The following is a 19,868-nucleotide window of genomic DNA, read 5'->3' as shown; positions in this document are numbered from 1 at the left end:
TCAAACTTTACAAACAGACATTGGTACGATTACAACTGATAAACAAAACTATGTGTTGTCCACATCACAAACTGATGTTGTAAGTCTTTGGTGTGGTGAATGATTCACGAAGAGGTGACAAAATAACCCTTACAATTACATATCCTGATGGAACAACTAATAGTGAGATTCTAACTGTTACAAAATCCGGAGCCTTTCAATCATTTATCATACTAGAGAGAAATTCTTTAAAAGGAGAATATGAAATATTAGCTTCTGTAAAAAATAAAATTATTGGAATGACCACATTCACTGTTGATTCAAACAAAGAATCATCACCTACAAACCCTTCACCCATACCCACGATAACACCTGAGAATAATCTATCCACATCACCAAATTTTGACAAAAAATTCTTGCCTGAATCAATATCTAATAATGAATCTTCTCAAACTAATTTATCTTCTAAAGATACATCTAATTTAGACTATAAACCTGAGATTGAATCGAATACTAATGCAGGGCAAAATACAATCTGTGGAAAAGGAACCACATATGAAAATGGACAATGTATTGTAAAGTCTTCAGATATGGGAGGATGCCTAATTGCAACCACCACATATTCCTCCGAGCTTGCCTCCCAAGTGCAATTTTTGCGTGAGATTAGAGATACAACTCTTCAATCTACAACATCAGGTGCAACATTCATGATGAGTTTTAATCAAATCTATTATTCGTTTTCACCTGTAATATCTGACCTTGAAAGAGGTAATCCAATATTTGCAGATATTATAAAATTACTCATCACCCCAATGTTATCCACCCTATCACTAATTACATTAGCAGATTTAGGTTCAGAACTTGAGGTAATGATATTAGGTATGATTGTAATCATATTGAATCTAACATTATACATTGTTGGACCTATACTAATTATTTCAAAATTATACGCTAGAGTGAAAAATTTCAACATGTCAAATTAAACACGTCCATGTGTTTATGGTCACGTATACATCATATCTTTAATTGACCACATAGATTGAAAAGAAAAATTATACACGAGTAGTATCATGAATATCGGTGTTTGACACATGTACATCTTTTACATCAGCGTTAATGGTTGGAGTAGGAATTTTTCCATCAGAGGATTTAGCAGGGACATCATCATCAGATGAAGGTGCTGCTGTATCATCAGGTAACGCAGGATCTGCAGATGGTCCAGTAATTTTTGGCATTGCTACAACCTCTGGTGGTGGAGGTGGAATTTTTTTCGATTCACTCATTCCATATCTGTATATGTGGAACATTCCTGCAAATACAATTAAGATTAGTCCTGCAAAGAAGAGCGATACGTTCTTCATGCCAGTGATAGAGGCATTGTATGCAGTTATATTGAGGAATACTTGGAATGCCAACAGTGCAACGATTAACCAATTTATCCATTTTTCAGATAAATTAATGCTTGCAACTTTCTTTGGACCCTTGTCCTTTGCCAATTTTGCTTTGCGCTCAGCCTCTTTGGCCATCTTTATCATCATATAGCTAAATCCAAATCCCACAGGTACCAATAATACCATTACAGTATACAAGAACACTGGATCAATTACTAATCTTTGTACAAGAGGGATTGTAGTATCAGACGGAATGTAAAATCCCCAATAGGTGGTAACCATAATTTGCGCAAGTCCAGTAATTCCAAATGCCGTAATGATGGGACGATCTTTCCAGGAGAATTTCTTGTATCTATCTATGAATGGAATTAATAGTAACGATCCAATGAATAGGCCCGGCCACAATACACCGGTTACAAACTTGTCATACTGTGTTCTTAAGAATGCATACAGCGCCGTTAGATACCATTCAGGAACTGTAATTCCCGGCGGCACAGTAGGCTCAAATTTGAAACCCAAATCTATCGGAAACACTCCACCAGTAATTAATACTGCTCCAGATATTGCCATAACCATAGGAACGTCAAATACTAAGAATCGTGGAAAGTGTACAGCCATTAATCCCAACATGACTAGTGGTAAAATGAACACATGTTGCGCATAGAATCGTAACACAAAGTCGGAGAACCCACTGCCAAACATGGCATCACGTATGGTCGGCCCTGCCACAGGTATGGAATTGGTCAGAGAGGCAGCTATGCTAATTGCCAATTCTGCGCGTTCACTAAATATTACATCATATCCAGTAAAGGCCTCTAGAATAGTGACGGTGCCTAAAATTACACCAGTCACCCATAGAATCTCATTTCTGATTTTATATCTGCCGCTAAAATATTGATAATACATGTGAAGAAGGGCTAATAGTACCATTGCGTTTGAGCCATGATAATGAATATTACGTATATGAAAACCAAAAGGCACATCATTATTGATAAACTCAACACTATCCCACGCCCTATCTAGTATGGGTTGATAGTAAAACATCAATAATGCTCCAGAAATTCCTAAAATTACGAATGTGATAAATGTCAACATGCCCAAAAATCCAAATGGGCTAACAAACCTACTTGGGAATGAGAATTTTATTGCAGTAAATATTGTTCGATCAAGTCCATCCCATATCCAATAAAAAAAGCTTACAGCTCCTGTACGTCTACTCAACGAAACGGCCATATCCAACTACTCCATTATTATTTACACCCCATGTAGGAGGCTGTATCCAAATTAATCCTTGATCATCAGTTTCAAATTCTAGATGAGGTAATGTGTTTGATGGGGCAGCTTGCAAAGATGCAGGTCCTGCAAATGCTGTACCGGTAAGTGGTGAATACATACTTCCATGACATGGACATTCACCTCTCTTACGTCCCTCATCTGGCCAATACTTCCATAAACACCAAAGATGTAAACAGATCATACTATAGGCGCGAAAAGAGGACACGTCCTTTGCTGCACCACCAAGTTCTTCAGGAAGTCGTATAAATTGCCATTTTTTAAAAGCCTCTGCGTCTAGCACGCTATCACCGGTTCTAGGATAAGTGATTACCTCGGAGTGATTTAATGGAAACGTGTGAATACTTGCCTGTGTTCCATCAGGTAGTTCTACTGGAACTCTCTCTAATGATGCAGAGGAAGGATTTGGAAGGAAATTACCCCATGGTACAAAAGGTGCAAACGCCAAAGCTGTACCTGCAGCCCCCATTAATTTTAGAAAATCACGCCTTGACATATTACCCTGATGCTTTTTGGCATCTTGATTTGTCATGTATCATTCATCTTGTAAAATTTCATATAAACCTTGCAATCATCCTAATATCTATTCTTTAAAATTCAATGTAGATACTAGATATTTTGGGTATTGTTAACGTCTTCTTGCTAGTATAACAATCTGTAAAGCAATTATTATTGCAATGAGTGCAGATATAGGGAATAATAAAGAGTTTATCTGCAAAGATGCAGACTCTATATTACTAACAGATGTAGTCATGGAATTGACGGTACTCTCCATAGTACGTTGTACATGATCTTGTATGGTACTGAATCCTTGAATTTCAGTCTGTAATGTTGCAAGCTCTACAGAAGTATCATCTAGTATTACATTCAGTTTGTTTACTTGATTAGAGATGTCTGTTATGTCTTGATTTAAAACAGTTGTTGCCGCAGAGCCATGTGAGACTGTTCCTTTATCAAAGGTCACGAAATGAAATACAAATGTTCCTGTAGTTGATGGTGTATAATCTAGATAGAACAATCCCTCATGTAAGAGAGTTATAGAATCTATGAGTGGTACTAGAGAGTTATCAGGTAGATGTACATGTGAAGTTTTCAGTAATGTGTTTGGACGATGTCCAAGTAATTGTCCATCACTAGTAGTTTGTACAAATACTCTAATGTTCGATTCCACAGATGCTGTCTCTGGAGCAAAGACTGTGGTAGAGATTTGTTTAACAACTGAAATTGATGACGTCTCTTCAGATGAGAATCGAACATTGGTAGAATTGTCAATTCCAGGTCTAGTAGTACTGATCACCTCTACAAGATATGTTCCATAAGGAAATTGTATTGATGAGGTAGGCCAGGATACTAGAACGTGAAGATATTCACCTTCAAGTGTTGCTTGAATTTGATCAAATTTGACTATGGTTCCATCTGGAGATACTAGTCTGAGTAGGAGACTCTCTTCTTTCAAGGAATTGCCATACACAAGTAAATGTTCACCATCAGTATAAATCTCTTTTTGTACTTCTAGTGTTAGTTCTGCCTGTGCATATGCAAATGGGATTAATAATAATGATATGAGTAATTTATACACAATAATTCATAGATTCACTATTGTTAATGTCTTGTGATTATCTATAGCTAACGCTAGGGTGTGAAAATAAAAAAAATAAAAAAAATAAAAAGTTTGTTCTAGCTTACAGTTATTGAAATCTCAGTAGCGGGTGCAAGTGCAGTTGGATTGCTAACACCTTCCCAAACAAATACCTGTGCGGTATATGTTCCAGAAGAGGCCGGAATCCAAGACTGTGCGGTATTTAGAGACTGTGATGCAGATAGTTCACCATTCAACCAAGACAATGCGACAGTTACACCATTTGCATCTTGTATTTGTACCAAGTAGGCAAATGATTGTGAACGGTCTTGATTATTTGTCAAAGATGCTTGAATCTGTACTTGCTGATTCACACTAACACTGGATAGTGAATTGCCTAAGGCATCCACTGTTCCCAAGTTGTTAACACCAACTCTCTCTAATGGAGGCGTAAGTGTGCCTATTAGAGTAGTAGCGTAAACATCAAGGTCGTCTCCAGAGCTGTATGGGTCAGGTAAAGTATTGTCTGAATATCTTGCAGTTACAGTGTCACCTTCAGAGATACGAACTCTGTGACCAGATGATTCGTCGGTTAGTGTAAAGAACACAGTACCTTCGAATATACCAGTCGCTTCGTTCGTCTCAGTCACGGTAACATCTACGCCGCCAGCGTCAGTATCAGACCAAATATCAATGTTAAAGTTGTCTATGGATTCAGGGTTTAAGTTCAAATCAGGGTCAATGACTCTGACTAAACCGCTACCAGCAGCTGAATAGCTGGTTTCTAACCAAGTTACCTCGGCTACGTTCCAACGTATCAGTGCAGTTCCAATCACAGTGTTATCCTCAGTATATTCGTATGAAACGGTTATACCATCATCGTCAGATGTTGGTAGTACTCCACCGGTTGGACCAGCACCACCCGTTAGAGGGGTAGTGTCGAAACCATTAGTTCCAGTTGTACCATCGCCGTCTGCATCATATGAAAATCCAGTAAGGATTACTTCACCAGAGAAGATACCAGTATTGGTACCAGTCTCAACTAATTTATAATCAGTAAGACTAGCACTTCTAGTAGATATTCTCAATGGATCTGCGTCAACACCATCACCAATTTCATCAATCAAGTTGTTGTCAAAGTTGTGATCGGGTGCTGTAATAGTGATATAGACCTTATCAGTCCATGTATAGACTCTTTGATCTAATTCTATAGTAGCACCAAAGTTTGAGGTAAACACAACTGCGTTTATATCCTCATCCTCATCACCAACGTAATCTGCTCCAGATGGACCATAATCAGTATACTCAAGATCAATCTTTTCGCCACGTTCAAGCTCATCATTACTTAATTTACGAGGAATTTCGATAACAACTTGGAAGATTCCAGTGTTGTCACCTGTTTCTCGTAGATCAGAAGGTTCTGGGTCGAATGCGCCAGCGGATCCGCCTAGATTACCCATAGTAAGAGTTGATGCATCAGAATCCCACTCGATAAGATCGAGATTGATTGTTTCAGTAGCATCAGAATCTAGGTTTAGATCGGGTTCGATAAGAATTAGAAGCATATCGCCACCGATTACATAGACGGATTTGTCTGTTTGTAGTACACCATTTCGTAGGTCAAAAGTTGCAGAGTCTGTTACAGTATTGAGTTCACCAGATGCATCAGTAGGATCACTATATTCTACAGTGATAATATCACCTTGTAGAATACAGTAAGTCTTGTCTGATTCATCTTGGAATCTTTGAGATCCCATTAGTGGATTATATGTTCCAGAGAGTGGACATTGTGAACTTTGAGGACCATCAGAGTAGTGTATTTCAAGATCTAACTCGAAGACACCAGAGTCTGGTGATATTTCATTTATTGGACCAAGTCTTGGAACAGCTGATAGGTTAGTACCTATGAGACCGGATACTGTGTTTTCACCACCTGCATAACCGAGAATGATAGAATCGCCACCTCTAGAAACAGTGATCTTTACTGGGCCATGAGGCTGTTCAGAAGCTGTAGCAGTATTTGTTGCGATTCGATCAGAACCAGCAGCAGAGATGTCATAATCTGGATCATTTACACGTATGTGAACTTGTAGATGATTTGCAGGTAATGTTTCACCTTCGGTTGTATCAACAGTACCACTAAATGCTGTACTATGAACTGCGAATACTGATGGTGGGCTAACGGTATTGGTTCTATTTGCAAAGTTTGTAGTATCTCCAAATGGAACAGGATAAACCGTTCTATCTAGAGAGATCGTACCAGTATTTGCACGTATTCCAGCTCCGTCTCCAACTTCAATAATTTCACCAGATGCGTCTCTATAGTCAACATAGTTTACTTCAATATCAGTACCAGTAACAGATGCATATGCTGCACTGCTACTAGTTCTTTTACAATACTGATCAGGTACTTGGAAATTACCTTTGAAGACACCACTATCAGAAGCGGTTTCTGCAAGAGTAAATCCAGTGTCGTATAGACCAGTGTTGAATACTGCACCATCACAAGTTTTACCATCAACATCGGCTCCCCAGATTTGATCATCAAATGTTACATCCAATAATCTACCTAGAGGGCCAGAATTAAATGATGGGAAACCTGCTTTACCTACGGTTTCTGTAGCTGCGTCAGCTGCAACATTAACAATAGTATAAATCTCGCTCAAGTCGCTATCGACATTGAGATCTCAATCTTCTAATGTTATAGTTACAGTATCGGCAACTTTGTAGGTTTCACTATCAAAAGAGACCACACCAGAGTGTGATGGTGCCTCTTGTTGAACACCGATTGGTGTTACTACACCATCGGCACCCAAGTCGTTATAGTTTACACGTGGAGAATCTTCGTCTGTATAATCTTCAAAGACAATAAATCCAGGATCATCAGCGATTGTGCTCAAGCCAGAATAAGTACTGGCTTCTAGTACATTCAACTGATTAATCATTGTATATTCCAAAGAACCTTTAAAGATTGCTGTATTATCATCTGTTTCTTCGACTTCAATTCTAATGATTTGGTTTGCACTTCGTTCCGAAGGTGCTTCACCATCATCAGTTATACCAAAGGAGAATAGGTCAAATACAATTGGATATGCAATACCTGATTCTAAAACAACGTGATTACCAGATAAAACTATAGTAGTTGTAGTGGCATCAGATGCAGTTATAGAAGCACGCTCAATATTAGTAATATTTACTAATGAAAGTGATTGTGAATCCACACCGGATGCAATTTGTACACCGCCTAGTGTAATAGTGATTGGATTAGATCCAAAGATACTACTAGCACCGACGTTAACCAAATTGAATCCACGGAAACCAGTATAGGTGTCATAATCATCCAAGTTCTGTAGAGTTGGTGGAATAAGATCCAATACATCTGCTGGAGACATCGTAACAACAATTGTTACATCTGTATTTGCAGCATCGGTAACTGAATTTATCCAAGCACGTTGACTGAATGTTTGTACAATAGTATCTTCACCATTCACCGTGATTGAATTTCCACCAGAACCCAAAGTAAATGGATTTCCGATTTGAAGTGTAGGAATTGTGCCAGCTGTATTACTACTAACAATTAAATCTTCATCAGATTTACTGTTTTTGTTCTCATCTTGATCTTTTAATGTTACAGGTACTTCTTGACCACTTGACCATATTGCAGTATCAACATCAATGCTGATAGTTGCATAGTCAGAACCAACTTGTATTGATTGTGGTGATTCATTATAGTCAATAGTAGCAGTTGTTTCTCTTTGAGCACCATCACTACCAGCAGTATTGGTGTTTATGCTTGAATCATCACTATCATCGTAACTCACAAATTTGGCACTGGTTGTTGCGGTTTCTACAAGTGTAATATACTGATTACCAGCAGAACCAAAGATCCCACTATTATCAGCATTGTTGTTGAATACCAACACATCACCTGTACCTTCGTGATCACGATCTATGCGTAGTTGACCGTTTGTATCAAACATCAAATTACTACGACGAGGGTTTACGTCATCAGCAGTGGAATTTGATAATGATTTACCGTTTTCGTCAAATCGTTGATAAAAGACATTACCATTAGTAATATCAAATGTCCACGAATCTTCGTCTGTTGGATCAATGTTTAGTATAACATCAGTGACAGTTAGATGTACTTCTGCTCCAAAGGGATATTTAGATCGATCAGTAGATAGACCAGCAAAGCCTTCTACAGTATCAAAGTCTAAAACCACTTCTTGAACAGCACCTGCGCCACGATATTGTACACTGACACTAGATCCAATTGCAAGATCATAGAGTTGTATGAATGGCCAAGATTTGGCATTATTTATATCAATTTGACCAAGAGTAACAGTAGTAAACGCAGTATTAAAGATAGATGTTGGTGTTTTACTTTCTCGTACGACATTGATATTATTAACTGCCGATGAATTAGAACAAGAATTAGTGGCGACTCCATTAGTTTCACTGAAATCAAATGTGCCTCCAAGTAAATTTACATCATTGGTACATATATCACCAAAGTCTAGACCTAAACCAGTATCTGTACTAATTTCATCAGCTATTACAGCATGAGCTTTACTAGCAAAGTATCCATACCAAACACCTTCTGTAGATTGAACCATTCGTAAGTCTTTACCATTAATAGTAACAGTTGGTTCACCTTTAGAGTTGTCAGTATCACTAAGATTAGGATCGTTAACAACCACTTCTACAACTTGAGGACCTGCAAAGGTATTATCAAATTGTGAATTTTCTGCGGAGACATATAAGTTTGGAGTGTGATCGGCATATGCTGATGGCATTACGCTCGGTGCAGCAAAGGTCAATCCACCCGCAAACATTATAGTCATTAATGTAAGACTAGTTAATTTTCGTTGTATTTCGTTTGTCATGTTATTATAATTAAACCAAGATTATGATATAAAAACATAATGAATCTGTGGATCAATTATTAATAATTCTAGGCAGAAAATACCCATTACTATAAAAACCGATCTAACATCAAAGCCCAACTCTTATTCTCTTTTATCATTATAAATTCATCAAAAGAATCACAACATCATACTAATTTCAAGACAGAGATATCATAATATCAATTCTAACACATGTAATAAATCAGTAATTTTCAAAAATATCAGATACCAGATATTTAAGATTCAAAATGTACAAAGATGATTTGGAATAAAAATAGAATATTTTAAAACAATATCTGATATAATTAATCTCCAGATTCAAAAATAATATTCACATCACAAAATACAAGATGAAAATATCAAATGATGTATAATTATATAAAAAAATATGTTTGTTATTTATCAAGTAGTTTTTTATAAAGTAGGATAGCATCAGATTCACTTTCAGAACCAACTGTAACTGCAGAACCACGTTTTAAAAAATTTACAGATACAGAATTATTTCGAAGTGATAAACCCAAGTCACCAAGATTTTCTGTTGTGAATCCTAAATTTTTTGCGCGTGCAATTATAGAATCAGAATCGAGATCAAACATTTTCTGCGGAGTAATTGAAAAAGTTCGTTTACCACCATTGCGTCCACATAATTCTTCTAAAATAAATTCGTCAGAAGATTTTTTTTGTAAACTTTTCCCGTTACCACAAACTGGACATTCGGAAACTGGAATTGTTTTTGTAAATGTAAAATCTAAATTGTTCAGATCAATATGTAAAATGCGATCAGACAAGGATGGTTTTTGTCCAAGTAAAATCTTGACACATTCGGCAACTTCAACAGCTCCGACAATAGATAATATTGGTGGATGAACACCTTCCAAACTACATGTTGGCATGCTAGATTCATCAAGACTTGGAAAGAGGCAAAAGTAGCATGCAGATTTTTTCGGAAGTATAGTAAAAGCTTGTCCAGATACACCGACGGCAGCTCCGGTCACAAATGGTATTCCCAACTGCACACATGCTTTATTCAAAGAGTAACGAGCATTTACACTATCTAGTGCATCAATTACAACATCACAGCCTTGAATAACTTCAAAGGCAGTACCATCATTTACAGATACTGGCAACACTTCTAGATTCACACTACTATTCATAGCCTGCAACTTACTAGCAGTTGCCTCCACCTTTACTTTACCAACATCAGACTCGTCAAACAAAGTCTGTCTATGAAGATTAGACAACTCCACTATGTCACGATCCACTATTCGTACAGTACCTACCCCCATTGATACCAGTCTAGTTATTATTGGATGCCCAAGACCACCTACACCTACAACACATACACGAGATTTACCAAGGGTTAGTTGCCCTTCATAACCAATCTCTTCCAACATAACTTGCCTAGAGTACCTATCAAGATCACTTTTAGATAAATCAGAGCCACCTGCTACAGCAGGAAGGATATAGATGTCATCACCACTAGACAATTTTGCATCAAGACCACCTGAAAAGGCGGCATTTTTACCATTAATGTATACATTAATCAGAGAACGAGGAGTACCATTAGCCTCTAATACACGACGTTTAAAGTCATCACCCATGATACCACACGCTTTCACAAAGGCATCAAGTATGTTATCTGCCTCTAAATCTAGCTTTTTTTCACCTTTACCATGATTAAGTACTGATGGAATGGTGAAAGTTAGTGTGGTCATACTGTAACACTCTCTGTATCCGCTTGTACTAAACGTGGCTTTGGGAGTAACTCCATTAATGGTTCTATAGATTTTAGGCCATTTCCAGTGACATAACACACAACAGACTCATCAGATGATATCATGTCTGCTTCTACCATCTTTTTTAGTACTGCAACAGAGACACCACCTGCTGGTTCAGTAAAGATACCCTCTGTTTTTGCCAAAAGTAGTATACTCTCTAAAATCTCACGATTATTGGATTCATCAGCATGGCCATTATACTGTTTTAGACGTTTCAAGACATAACGACCGTCACCAGGATCACCTATTGCTAGACTTTTAGCCACAGTATCAGGTTTAGCCACAGGTGTGACTAAATCAGAACCATTGTTAAAAGCAGATACAATAGGGGCACAACCGGTAGGCTGAGCGGCCACTATTTTCATATTAGATACATCATTAATTAGAGATGCAGACTGAAGCTCTTCAAATCCCTTACAGATAGAATTTAGCATAACTCCACTACCTACAGGAATGATTAGACAATCTGGCACATTCCAGTTCAATTGTTCAGCTACCTCAAATGCCAAAGTCTTTGAGCCTTCCACATAGTAGGATCTCATGTTGATATTCACTATACCTATGCCTTCTTTATCGCCAACTCGTGACGCTATCCTATTTGCATCATCATAGGTACCATCTACGGCTATAAAATTACCACCATAGGATAGAGCTTGAGCAATTTTAGCATGTTCAATATCAGATGGAGCGAAGATATGACATGGGAGACCGGCCTTTGCAGCATGAGCAGCAGTGGCAGATGCCAAATTACCTGTAGATGCACATCCAACTGCCTTGAGACCAAACTCTTTGGACTTTGAGACAGCGATGCCAGCGGGTCTGTCTTTAAATGAAAATGTAGGATTTACAGAGTCATTCTTTATGTAAAGATTTTTTAGACCTAGTTCCTTCCCAAGTTTCTCTGCTTTTACCAATGGCGTCATGCCTGCATGAATACTTACGATATTTGATTTATCAATTATTGGTAGTAACTCGTGATAACGCCAGTATGTCTGCTCTCTATTGGAGAAAGTATCACGAGTAACATCAACTGTATCATAATGTACATCTAGTGGACCAAAACATTCGTCACAAACATACTGAAAGGTAGGAGAATATTCTTTTTTACATTCTCTACAAATTAGATTTATGCTGTCTGCCATGATAACATCACCTAATTATTCATTGATAAATGGTTTTGAACCATAGTTTAGTTAGATTAAACTTTACTATATACAAGTATGATAAGTCATAGAATGGATATACGGAAAATATGCAAACATTAGAGAGTGATAAATTAGATATTTTGCTATTCACACATAGAATAACGTATAGGAATATTATACACAAAGTCGTCATACAGTTATGAAGAGAGGGATTATTGGCGCAGTAGCTGGGGGAATTGCCTTTGTAGGATTGTTAGCCGCTTTGATTGTGGCAACAGGAGTATTCATAGAAAGAGGAGATTCAAATTATACAGAACCACTACCACTAGTCTTTACAAAGGAACAGTACAAAGTCGGTAATCTAATATTCTTTTCAGTAAAGGGAATACTGGACACAGAGAGTGGGGATCTTTTATTTGTAACACCAAAAAATGAAATATACACTACTATTTCATATGATGGAAGTGTAAAGAATTCATTTAATCAATATTTTAGAATAAGTTTGTCAAACAACAACATATGTAGCGTTGAGGATATTGTAGGGATTTGGACAGTGTACTTTAATGGAACACATGCAAGACAACCGGTAATATTTGAAGTTCTTGATGAATTAGAAGTTGGGGAATCAGAGAGATACCAAACACAATGTTAGACAAGATTGTTGTGAAAACAATGTTCTTTACCAGTGTGACATGCAGGACCGGAAGGTTCCACTAGATAAATCACAGAATCAGAATCACAGTCAACTAGAATCTCTAAAACTTTTTGAGTATTACCAGATTCTTCACCTTTCATCCAAAGTTGCTTACGTGAACGACTCCAAAACCAAGACTTTGAAGTTTTCTGTGTAAGGGCAAGAGATTCTTTATTTGCATACGCTAAAGTTAAGATTTGTTTTGTAGATGCATCTTGAACTACAACTGGAATCAGACCATCATGTTTAGTAAAATCAATATCGTCAAGTGTTTTTTGCATGATGTTATAATGGAATAATGAGGTTTTAATGTTTTGAATGTATAATTAAATTTACAATTCATGAAAAGTCATGATAATAAATAAAAAACCACAAACTAGACATTATGTAGGGCCGATGGTTTAGTGGTATAATGCTGCGTTCGCAACGCAGATGTCGGGGGTTCAATTCCCCCTCGGTCCATCACAACTATTATACATGAAAAAAATTTAGTATATAACATGAAACTGTTTGATGGTAGAAAAGCAGCAGAAGATTACATGTCTGCACATACACTCACATTCTCTACACCAGATCTTACTCTGAAAAGATTTGCGTTTTGGTTGGCAGATGTAGTAACTGATCCATCAGGAGGAAAGGACGGAGTGTCACGATTACTTACATACATGGAAGAGAAAGATTTTGCTCCAGTAGAGATTATAGATGAGGATACATACAAACCGAGTGGAGCAGTATTAGGTTCTGGAATGTATGGTGATCCCACACAGAGCGGGGATAGTTTTTGTGGCGAATGTGGTTCAAAAAATTCACAGGGTGCAAAGTTTTGTACTCAATGTGGAGAGAATTTATAATTTTATTAGAGTCTAGTACCACAAGATGTACAAAACTTTGAGCCTGCACGTAATGGATTACCACAATTGGAACACTGTGCAGTAGATTGAGAAACTAGGGAAGGATCTGGAGTAGGAAGAGTACCAGGAGATGAGAATTCATCAGTAGATACGATTCCAGGTGGTCTGCCTACAGGATTATCTACAGTACCCATTCTAGGATCAACACTTGGATTCATTCCAGGGCTCATCATGCCAGGTGCCATATTTGTTCCAACACCCGTTGAAGCATTTGGGTTGCCTGATATTTTATTGACTGTTTTTTTTAATTCTTGAAGTACCTTTATTGCAAGAAATTCAAGTGCAGAATAGGCCACTACATAATCGCCTAGTTTTTTGAAAAACTCTTCGTTTGTAATCTTGCCTGATTTAAACAAGTTATTGGCATCTAAAAATGACTCATAATATCCCTGAGAGTCATTAAACAGGGCATCCAATTTATCAGATAATAGATTTAATGTATCTATATCACCAAGCGACATGATACAAATAATTCATGCGATTATTAATTACTTTGTATAAAATTAGAAATTATACTAATATATGAAATATGATGAATGATTAATTTAGATATAGATGAATCACAAAACTTTGTCAATCATTGACTTGTAGGTATCTTTAGAGCCGGCACCAACTTTTTGATCAACGGATTTACCACCTTTGAACACAATTAGTGTTGGGATGCTAAATACGTTATACTGTGATGCAAGAGCATTTGCATTATCCACATTTACCTTTACAAATTTCACTTTACCATCATACTCTCCGGCTAGTTCTTCTACTACGGGACCTACCATACGACATGGACCACACCATTCAGCCCAGAAATCTACAAAAACGGGTATAGGGGATTGCATGACTTGGCTCTCCCATTCTTGTGGATCAGAGATATCGACTATTCCCATGATTAAGTGATCTAGTAACACCCCTAAATATGTTAAGAAAAAATTATGATTTGAGAATTAAAGGGTTCTGTGAAGTTATAGTGACTTGTGAGTGAGTTTTAATTTAGTCAAGTTATAAGACTTATTTACAATATTTTAAATGGGTAAGATAATGTGTTGTTATAAACTATGATAAAATAGTTTACCATTGACATCATGTTCAAATTTCTTAATCTTGCCTGTCTTAACAATTTGTCCCAATTAGGCACATTCTATAAAATTTTAAATAATATATTAGTCTAACCATCAAACAATTGGAAATTAATTGCATCGTAATTAAAATACAATATTTAGGTAATTTAGACGACTAAATTTTAATATCTACGGTATGCCTTAGAATATCCTAATGCTAAATATACAATTACAGTCGAAGCAGGCGTTATAATTGCAATTAGAATATCCCCCCAACTAATTGTCTTTTCTAAATATTTTACTGTTATATTTACACCTACTGTAGCACCATATATTCCAAGTATTGTCCAAATTCTATCTAGTGCAAAACTACTAAACTTTTCAAATTTTGTCTCAGGTAATGTTGTCCAAAACTCTTTTTCATTATCTACCGGTACAGCTTCATATCGGCCAAAAATTTTTTTTAATGCTTGTTTAGGCGATTTCCCCCTTGCCAATTTTACTGTAATGACATATGCTTGTTTAGAATTTTTAATATCACATTTATTTGTATAAGAATTAATTATTTTAAAATCAGGCCGATTATTAATAGTCTTTCGTAACATACGGAATTTATTTGGATTTACTCTAATATTACATTCTACACGCACCAATATTGAATCTCACTCATCATTTAGTAAATTATTCTATAGTTATATTGGTGTATACACACCAATGCCTTCAATACCAATATCTTCATTTTGTAAATTCGTTATATCTTTACGAAGTTGCATTAAATTTTGTTTTTGACCTGTGAATTTAATAATTATATCAATTATACCATTTGGCTTATCTGCATGACGTATTTTACCTATTGTTAAACCATTTTTCTTCATTTGTTCAATAATCATTTGTTGTGTAGAAAAACAGCATTTTTCTCTAATATTCAACATTTCTTTTACACGCTCATCAGTATATCTCACTATTACACGCCCTTCTGCTGATTCTAATTCTGTACTCATTATCGGTCACTAATTATACACGTAATGTGATAAATACGTATTGGAACAAATTTGTGAGTCAATATATCTTAAAATAGATTTTACCATTATAACTTTAACCCAAAAGTACTTTTATACACAATTATTATAATAAATTGCATAAATTTGTGAAAAAAATTTACTAAATTAGGCACATATTGTAAGAATTTTTCTTGTCATATAATGGTCTAAACGCCTTCGGTGTTTACCATCACGTCTTAATCCTTTGAATGGTGTTAAAAATACATCTTGAGTATCAACTCTGAATTTGTTAAATTTATCATTAAGATCATCTATTTCTTTATTCGTCATATCCATATTTATTCGTGTTATTGACCTAGAACTAAACTTGACCAATTAAAGTTATCCTTAAATATAATTATAATATGTGAGATGTATTGAGTGCTGATCAGCGAATAAAAAAATTAAGAGGTTCTGGAGGTTATGTAGTTGCTACTGTAACTGAGGAACAGCAACAAGTTGGCAATTTGGGTGGCCCAGATTTATTTTTAGCACCAATCGGAAGAATTGGGTCAGAACAGATTAGCAAATATTTTTGTAACAAGTGTGAAAAAGAACACAAAGATGCACCAAAGATTAATTATGAAACTCCAAATGAAACAGTGGCCGACAATCTAGTCTTAAAAGAGAGAGGCAAGTATGTATGTAATTGTGGTAATATTATAGCAGAATATCGTCAATTTGAGAAACCAGATGAAGCATCAGAGGTTGGATTGGCAAAGCCTATGAATACAGAATCTAATGTCCAGACAGAACCACCACAACGTATGCCAGAGCAGTCAGAAGGAATGCAACCAAATGTTACAATAGAGACAGAACATCATCATTCAGAGGTAAAGATGGATTCATGTTCTAGTACAGAGGGTCATTCATGTGGTTGTTCAGATGGTGAACAAATAAACTCATTCATTGGCAGAGTTGTTTATGATGGTGCATCATTAATTGGTAAGATTAGAAAAATTATTGTAAAGAAAGATTGCTCTATAACAGTAGTAATAAAGAGTGATGATGGCGCAAAATCTTTTGTTCCATGGAATAAAATAATAGGTATTGGAGATATAATTTTGCTAGAAAAGGGTGCTACGGAGGAAAAATCTGGGATGATTTGTAATAGTTGTGGAGCAGAAAATGCCCAAGGTTCCAAGTTTTGTGAGGGCTGCGGCTCGAATTTATCTTGAGAAAAATATATCAAATTATACACTGTTCCAAACTCGGCGCTTTCCAATCTACTGTTCAAATCGGCGCTTTATATCTAACAATTCAGTCTCAGAATACCCTCTAACAAGTTTTCAATTGAACAGAGTTCCACAAAGCGCTGAGTTTGGAATAGTGTAAAATATTTTAAACCTTATATAGTGTTATGCAGATTTTGCTGTATGAATACACAGCTCAAAGATATGACAGCAGAGGAGATAATATCCAAAGTTGAATCAGGTGAAATAGATTGTTGTGGGTATAGTTCCATTACAGAATATGTAAAAGGAATGGAGAAATAAAAACTATTTTTGAAGCATTTTTTTATGATTTTAAAACCCATACACGATTATAAAATTCAACGTTCTAAATTAACCGTTGAAACACAACAGTACCAGTAAATGGTAAAAAAATTCGATTGTGTTTTAAACCTGCAAAAAACTCGACTCTATATGTGATGATTCAGTAAATAAAATTATAGATATAAGATTATTTTACTAAAGTCAGAAACTACAAATTTAGATATATATGTAATTTATCAAATTTTGTTGATTTTGTATAATTATCCATACATATGATAAAAATTATCTCATAATGAAATAAGTCAAAATGAGATATTAATCATCATCAATCTATATAATCAGAATATCTTATTTATAAATTAGAATTCATATAGCAACATGAATAGGTCTTGCAGACTGAACAAAACCTCAAATTAAAACATTTATCTTATAATTAATTTGCCATTTTAACAGATTAAAAATGATTAGTCGTAAAATAGTCAGAGATGTTGCAACAATAGGAATAGGGATGCTAGCCCTTTGGATAGTGGTTCAAGTAGTATTTGGAACATCAAGTCCATTTTATGTAGTATCAAGTGGAAGTATGGTACCAGAACTAATGGTATTCGATATGCTTGTAGTACAAGGAAATATTCCATTCTCAGATATTGATGTTGGAGATATCATTGTATTTGATCGGCCATCGAATCATGACAGAGTTATTGTACACAGGGTAGATACAATACTTGTAGATGATCCAAAAACACTTCGTACAAAAGGGGACGCAAATCCTAATTCAATTCCAGGTACAGACTATCCAATTACTGAAGAAGAGTATTTGGGTAAAGTAGTGTATGTGGTTCCTCAGATAGGATATGTAACTAGAATTTTAACACCTCCAATAAATTATATCATAATTGTAATAATCATAGGAGTAATGATAGCGAATCATTTTATCAANTAAAAAAAAGAGAGAATTAATCCATTCAAAAAACGAGACAACTCAAAAGATGAAATATAATTATTGTAATTTGAATACACGATTAAAATAATCTGAATTTTCTTCAGGTTTTTGTATATCATTTGCCCCAGCAAGTTTTTTAGCTAAATTCATCTTATACCCTAATTGCATCTGTCTGGCTATTTGTAATCTTTGAGCTTGAGGAGAGCCGGCTCCGTGCATTGATTCTGTAAGGTATCCAACGGCATTTCTACCCAAAGTCATATTTTCAATTAGACGCAGTATACGGACACGATTCTCTACATCAACACCCTTACGACCAGCAAGATATTTGTGAAGTAGTGGACCAATTTCCGGATTTTTAAAATCTTGTTCAGAGGGTAGAGTAACAACAAGACCACCGGCTATATCTTGAGCAAGACGACCAATTTCATATGGAAGTCTAGTCACATTATGTTTGCAGACTTGGGCTAGCATGTTATCATTCATCCATACACCAGATTTCATCTCACTTGCCTGATACGAGGATGCAATACCTGCCGCATAGATGGATTCATTCAGATGTGTCATCTCGATTAGTTTATCTTTAATGTGGGAGACTTTGGGAACTCCGTTATAATCAGCAATGGATGCGGCGACTCCTATCAAGACATCTCCAAGACCAGTTTTGCATACATAGCTTCGTCTGTGATAACATGTGAATCTGTGAACAAGCATAGAGGCAAATTCATACTCTCCATGCATGAATACCTTGGTCCAAGGTATGAATACACGATCAAATATGATTAGTGCTTCTTGTCCCGCATACATTGCGTTACCTGAATCAATATCACCATCTTCCATACTACGGGTATCGCATGATTGTCTTCCATAGATGTAAGTTATGCCAGGGGCATCTGCAGGAAGAGCTCCGACAATTGCATAGTTTGTATCTTTTTCACCAAGGCGAATAGTTGGCATGATAATTATCCAATGTGAATTTATACAACCAGTTTGATGTGCTTTGGCTCCAGTGACGTATACTCCTTTTTCATCTTTATCCACAACATGAACAAACAAGTCTGGATCTGCTTGATCTGAAGGGCTAAGACTTCGATCACCTTTAGGATCAGTCATTGCACCCCCAATGACATAGTTTTTTTCCTGAACAAATTTTATGAAATCCAGTAATCGTTTATGATAAGTGGTACCGTGCTTTTCATCAATCTCAAATGTAGTAGAATGTAAGGAGTTTAACGCATCCATGCCAACACAACGCTGAAAACATGTTCCAGTATTCTGCCCCATTTTACGTTGCATTTTATTTTGTAATACAAAATCTTCTGCACTCTGTGCAATGTGTAAAAATCGATTTACACGCATGCCACTGATAGAAGATTCTACAGATGCCAGTTTTTCTTCGCGTATTGCTAAATCATATGTTTCTGCTACAGCGTTAATTGATGGACGAATCATTGGGTGTTCTGTAGGTTCATCTACTAATTTACCAAAGAGATAGACTTTGAGTGTACGATTCTTGAGACTTTGAATATACTCCTTGCCTGTTCGTATTGGTTTGACAAAATCTTGAGTGCTCATTGTATTGATATGATACATCTTGTATAAAAATTAAATCACTAATAATTTAATGAAAAATTTAACAAGTATGATTAATGAT

19 protein-coding genes and 1 tRNA gene are annotated in these 19,868 nt (G+C 36.0%); 6 read left to right on the top strand and 14 right to left on the bottom strand.

Annotation, left to right across the window (positions count from 1 at the left end):
• The first annotated feature begins 95 nt into the window (after nucleotides 1-95).
• Entirely contained in the window at nucleotides 96-962 is an 867-nt protein-coding gene (locus R1F52_04320) for a CFI-box-CTERM domain-containing protein (GenBank protein ID WOV93858.1), read from the top strand.
• A gap of 69 nt (nucleotides 963-1,031) precedes the next feature.
• Here R1F52_04320 and R1F52_04315 read toward each other — a convergent pair whose 3' ends face one another.
• The 7 genes from R1F52_04315 to R1F52_04285 form a co-directional block, all read right to left on the bottom strand.
• Nucleotides 1,032-2,603 carry a cytochrome b N-terminal domain-containing protein gene (locus tag R1F52_04315; protein ID WOV93857.1) on the bottom strand — a complete coding sequence of 524 codons (1,572 nt, stop codon included), beginning with the start codon at nucleotides 2,601-2,603 and terminating at the stop codon, nucleotides 1,032-1,034.
• Nucleotides 2,584-3,195 (bottom strand): twin-arginine translocation signal domain-containing protein, encoded by a 612-nt coding sequence (locus R1F52_04310; protein ID WOV93856.1) that lies wholly within the window; start codon nucleotides 3,193-3,195, stop codon nucleotides 2,584-2,586. Before R1F52_04310 ends, R1F52_04315 begins: the two co-directional genes overlap by 20 nt.
• A 96-nt stretch (nucleotides 3,196-3,291) precedes the next feature.
• Nucleotides 3,292-4,242, bottom strand: a complete 951-nt coding sequence (locus tag R1F52_04305; protein WOV93855.1) for a methyl-accepting chemotaxis protein — start codon at nucleotides 4,240-4,242, stop codon at nucleotides 3,292-3,294.
• 98 nt (nucleotides 4,243-4,340) lie between these two features.
• A complete protein-coding gene (locus tag R1F52_04300; protein ID WOV93854.1) occupies nucleotides 4,341-6,908 on the bottom strand; it encodes a hypothetical protein in 2,568 nt (855 codons plus the stop codon).
• 21 nt (nucleotides 6,909-6,929) lie between these two features.
• On the bottom strand, nucleotides 6,930-9,131 hold the full coding sequence (locus R1F52_04295; protein ID WOV93853.1) for a hypothetical protein: 2,202 nt from the start codon (nucleotides 9,129-9,131) through the stop codon (nucleotides 6,930-6,932).
• A 416-nt stretch (nucleotides 9,132-9,547) separates the two neighbouring features.
• The gene (locus R1F52_04290; GenBank protein WOV93852.1) at nucleotides 9,548-10,867 is read right to left on the bottom strand and encodes a ThiF family adenylyltransferase; all 1,320 of its coding nucleotides are present in this window, start codon (nucleotides 10,865-10,867) and stop codon (nucleotides 9,548-9,550) included.
• Complete coding sequence (locus tag R1F52_04285; GenBank protein ID WOV93851.1) at nucleotides 10,864-12,072, bottom strand: threonine synthase; 1,209 nt, start codon at nucleotides 12,070-12,072, stop codon at nucleotides 10,864-10,866. Before R1F52_04285 ends, R1F52_04290 begins: the two co-directional genes overlap by 4 nt.
• A gap of 202 nt (nucleotides 12,073-12,274) precedes the next feature.
• Between R1F52_04285 and R1F52_04280 the strand changes: the two genes are divergently transcribed.
• Entirely contained in the window at nucleotides 12,275-12,727 is a 453-nt protein-coding gene (locus R1F52_04280; GenBank protein WOV93850.1) for a hypothetical protein, read from the top strand.
• On the opposite strand, the gene hisI is transcribed toward R1F52_04280, so the two are convergent.
• Nucleotides 12,724-13,050 (bottom strand): phosphoribosyl-AMP cyclohydrolase, encoded by a 327-nt coding sequence (hisI, locus tag R1F52_04275; protein ID WOV93849.1) that lies wholly within the window; start codon nucleotides 13,048-13,050, stop codon nucleotides 12,724-12,726. The two genes, R1F52_04280 and hisI, sit on opposite strands and share 4 nt — an antisense overlap.
• Before the next feature lie 109 nt (nucleotides 13,051-13,159).
• Here hisI and R1F52_04270 point away from each other — a divergent pair.
• Both R1F52_04270 and R1F52_04265 read left to right on the top strand, forming a co-directional pair.
• Nucleotides 13,160-13,231: transfer RNA gene (locus tag R1F52_04270), tRNA-Ala, on the top strand.
• 38 nt (nucleotides 13,232-13,269) lie between these two features.
• Nucleotides 13,270-13,620, top strand: a complete 351-nt coding sequence (locus R1F52_04265) for a zinc ribbon domain-containing protein (GenBank protein WOV93848.1) — start codon at nucleotides 13,270-13,272, stop codon at nucleotides 13,618-13,620.
• 5 nt (nucleotides 13,621-13,625) lie between these two features.
• On the opposite strand, the gene R1F52_04260 is transcribed toward R1F52_04265, so the two are convergent.
• The 5 genes from R1F52_04260 to R1F52_04240 form a co-directional block, all read right to left on the bottom strand.
• Nucleotides 13,626-14,141: a zinc ribbon domain-containing protein gene (locus R1F52_04260; GenBank protein ID WOV93847.1), complete on the bottom strand. Its 516-nt coding sequence runs from the start codon at nucleotides 14,139-14,141 to the stop codon at nucleotides 13,626-13,628.
• A 99-nt stretch (nucleotides 14,142-14,240) separates the two neighbouring features.
• Nucleotides 14,241-14,564, bottom strand: a complete 324-nt coding sequence (trxA, locus tag R1F52_04255; protein ID WOV93846.1) for a thioredoxin — start codon at nucleotides 14,562-14,564, stop codon at nucleotides 14,241-14,243.
• A 353-nt stretch (nucleotides 14,565-14,917) separates the two neighbouring features.
• A complete protein-coding gene (locus tag R1F52_04250) occupies nucleotides 14,918-15,340 on the bottom strand; it encodes a hypothetical protein (GenBank protein WOV93845.1) in 423 nt (140 codons plus the stop codon).
• 87 nt (nucleotides 15,341-15,427) lie between these two features.
• On the bottom strand, nucleotides 15,428-15,736 hold the full coding sequence (locus R1F52_04245) for a hypothetical protein (protein ID WOV93844.1): 309 nt from the start codon (nucleotides 15,734-15,736) through the stop codon (nucleotides 15,428-15,430).
• 165 nt (nucleotides 15,737-15,901) lie between these two features.
• Nucleotides 15,902-16,111 carry a hypothetical protein gene (locus R1F52_04240; protein ID WOV93843.1) on the bottom strand — a complete coding sequence of 70 codons (210 nt, stop codon included), beginning with the start codon at nucleotides 16,109-16,111 and terminating at the stop codon, nucleotides 15,902-15,904.
• Nucleotides 16,112-16,152: 41 nt separating this feature from the next.
• Between R1F52_04240 and R1F52_04235 the strand changes: the two genes are divergently transcribed.
• A complete protein-coding gene (locus R1F52_04235) occupies nucleotides 16,153-16,953 on the top strand; it encodes a hypothetical protein (protein WOV93842.1) in 801 nt (266 codons plus the stop codon).
• Between the two features lie 778 nt (nucleotides 16,954-17,731).
• Complete coding sequence (locus tag R1F52_04230) at nucleotides 17,732-18,214, top strand: signal peptidase I (GenBank protein ID WOV93841.1); 483 nt, start codon at nucleotides 17,732-17,734, stop codon at nucleotides 18,212-18,214.
• Nucleotides 18,215-18,271: 57 nt separating this feature from the next.
• On the opposite strand, the gene R1F52_04225 is transcribed toward R1F52_04230, so the two are convergent.
• The gene (locus R1F52_04225) at nucleotides 18,272-19,789 is read right to left on the bottom strand and encodes a 4-hydroxyphenylacetate 3-hydroxylase N-terminal domain-containing protein (protein WOV93840.1); all 1,518 of its coding nucleotides are present in this window, start codon (nucleotides 19,787-19,789) and stop codon (nucleotides 18,272-18,274) included.
• Nucleotides 19,790-19,868: the final 79 nt, after the last annotated feature.

The sequence above is a fragment of the Nitrosopumilaceae archaeon AB1(1) genome, from assembly GCA_033471095.1.
Lineage (GTDB): Archaea > Thermoproteota > Nitrososphaeria > Nitrososphaerales > Nitrosopumilaceae > Nitrosoabyssus > Nitrosoabyssus spongiisocia.
Note: the sequence above shows the minus strand (reverse complement) of the source record. Positions and strands in the feature narration are given on the sequence as shown.

Bases quoted from the DNA above. Each gene is read 5' to 3' on its own strand.
- R1F52_04315 (WOV93857.1), bottom strand. From the start codon at position 2,603: ATGGCCGTTTCGTTGAGTAGACGTACAGGAGCTGTAAGCTTTTTTTAT.
- trxA (WOV93846.1), bottom strand. From the start codon at position 14,564: ATGGGAATAGTCGATATCTCTGATCCACAAGAATGGGAGAGCCAAGTC.
- R1F52_04225 (WOV93840.1), bottom strand. From the start codon at position 19,789: ATGAGCACTCAAGATTTTGTCAAACCAATACGAACAGGCAAGGAGTAT.
- R1F52_04295 (WOV93853.1), bottom strand. From the start codon at position 9,131: ATGACAAACGAAATACAACGAAAATTAACTAGTCTTACATTAATGACT.
- R1F52_04310 (WOV93856.1), bottom strand. From the start codon at position 3,195: ATGACAAATCAAGATGCCAAAAAGCATCAGGGTAATATGTCAAGGCGT.
- R1F52_04250 (WOV93845.1), bottom strand. From the start codon at position 15,340: ATGTTACGAAAGACTATTAATAATCGGCCTGATTTTAAAATAATTAAT.
- R1F52_04245 (WOV93844.1), bottom strand. From the start codon at position 15,736: ATGAGTACAGAATTAGAATCAGCAGAAGGGCGTGTAATAGTGAGATAT.
- R1F52_04260 (WOV93847.1), bottom strand. From the start codon at position 14,141: ATGTCGCTTGGTGATATAGATACATTAAATCTATTATCTGATAAATTG.
- R1F52_04290 (WOV93852.1), bottom strand. From the start codon at position 10,867: ATGACCACACTAACTTTCACCATTCCATCAGTACTTAATCATGGTAAA.
- R1F52_04285 (WOV93851.1), bottom strand. From the start codon at position 12,072: ATGGCAGACAGCATAAATCTAATTTGTAGAGAATGTAAAAAAGAATAT.
- hisI (WOV93849.1), bottom strand. From the start codon at position 13,050: ATGCAAAAAACACTTGACGATATTGATTTTACTAAACATGATGGTCTG.
- R1F52_04265 (WOV93848.1), top strand. From the start codon at position 13,270: ATGAAACTGTTTGATGGTAGAAAAGCAGCAGAAGATTACATGTCTGCA.
- R1F52_04280 (WOV93850.1), top strand. From the start codon at position 12,275: ATGAAGAGAGGGATTATTGGCGCAGTAGCTGGGGGAATTGCCTTTGTA.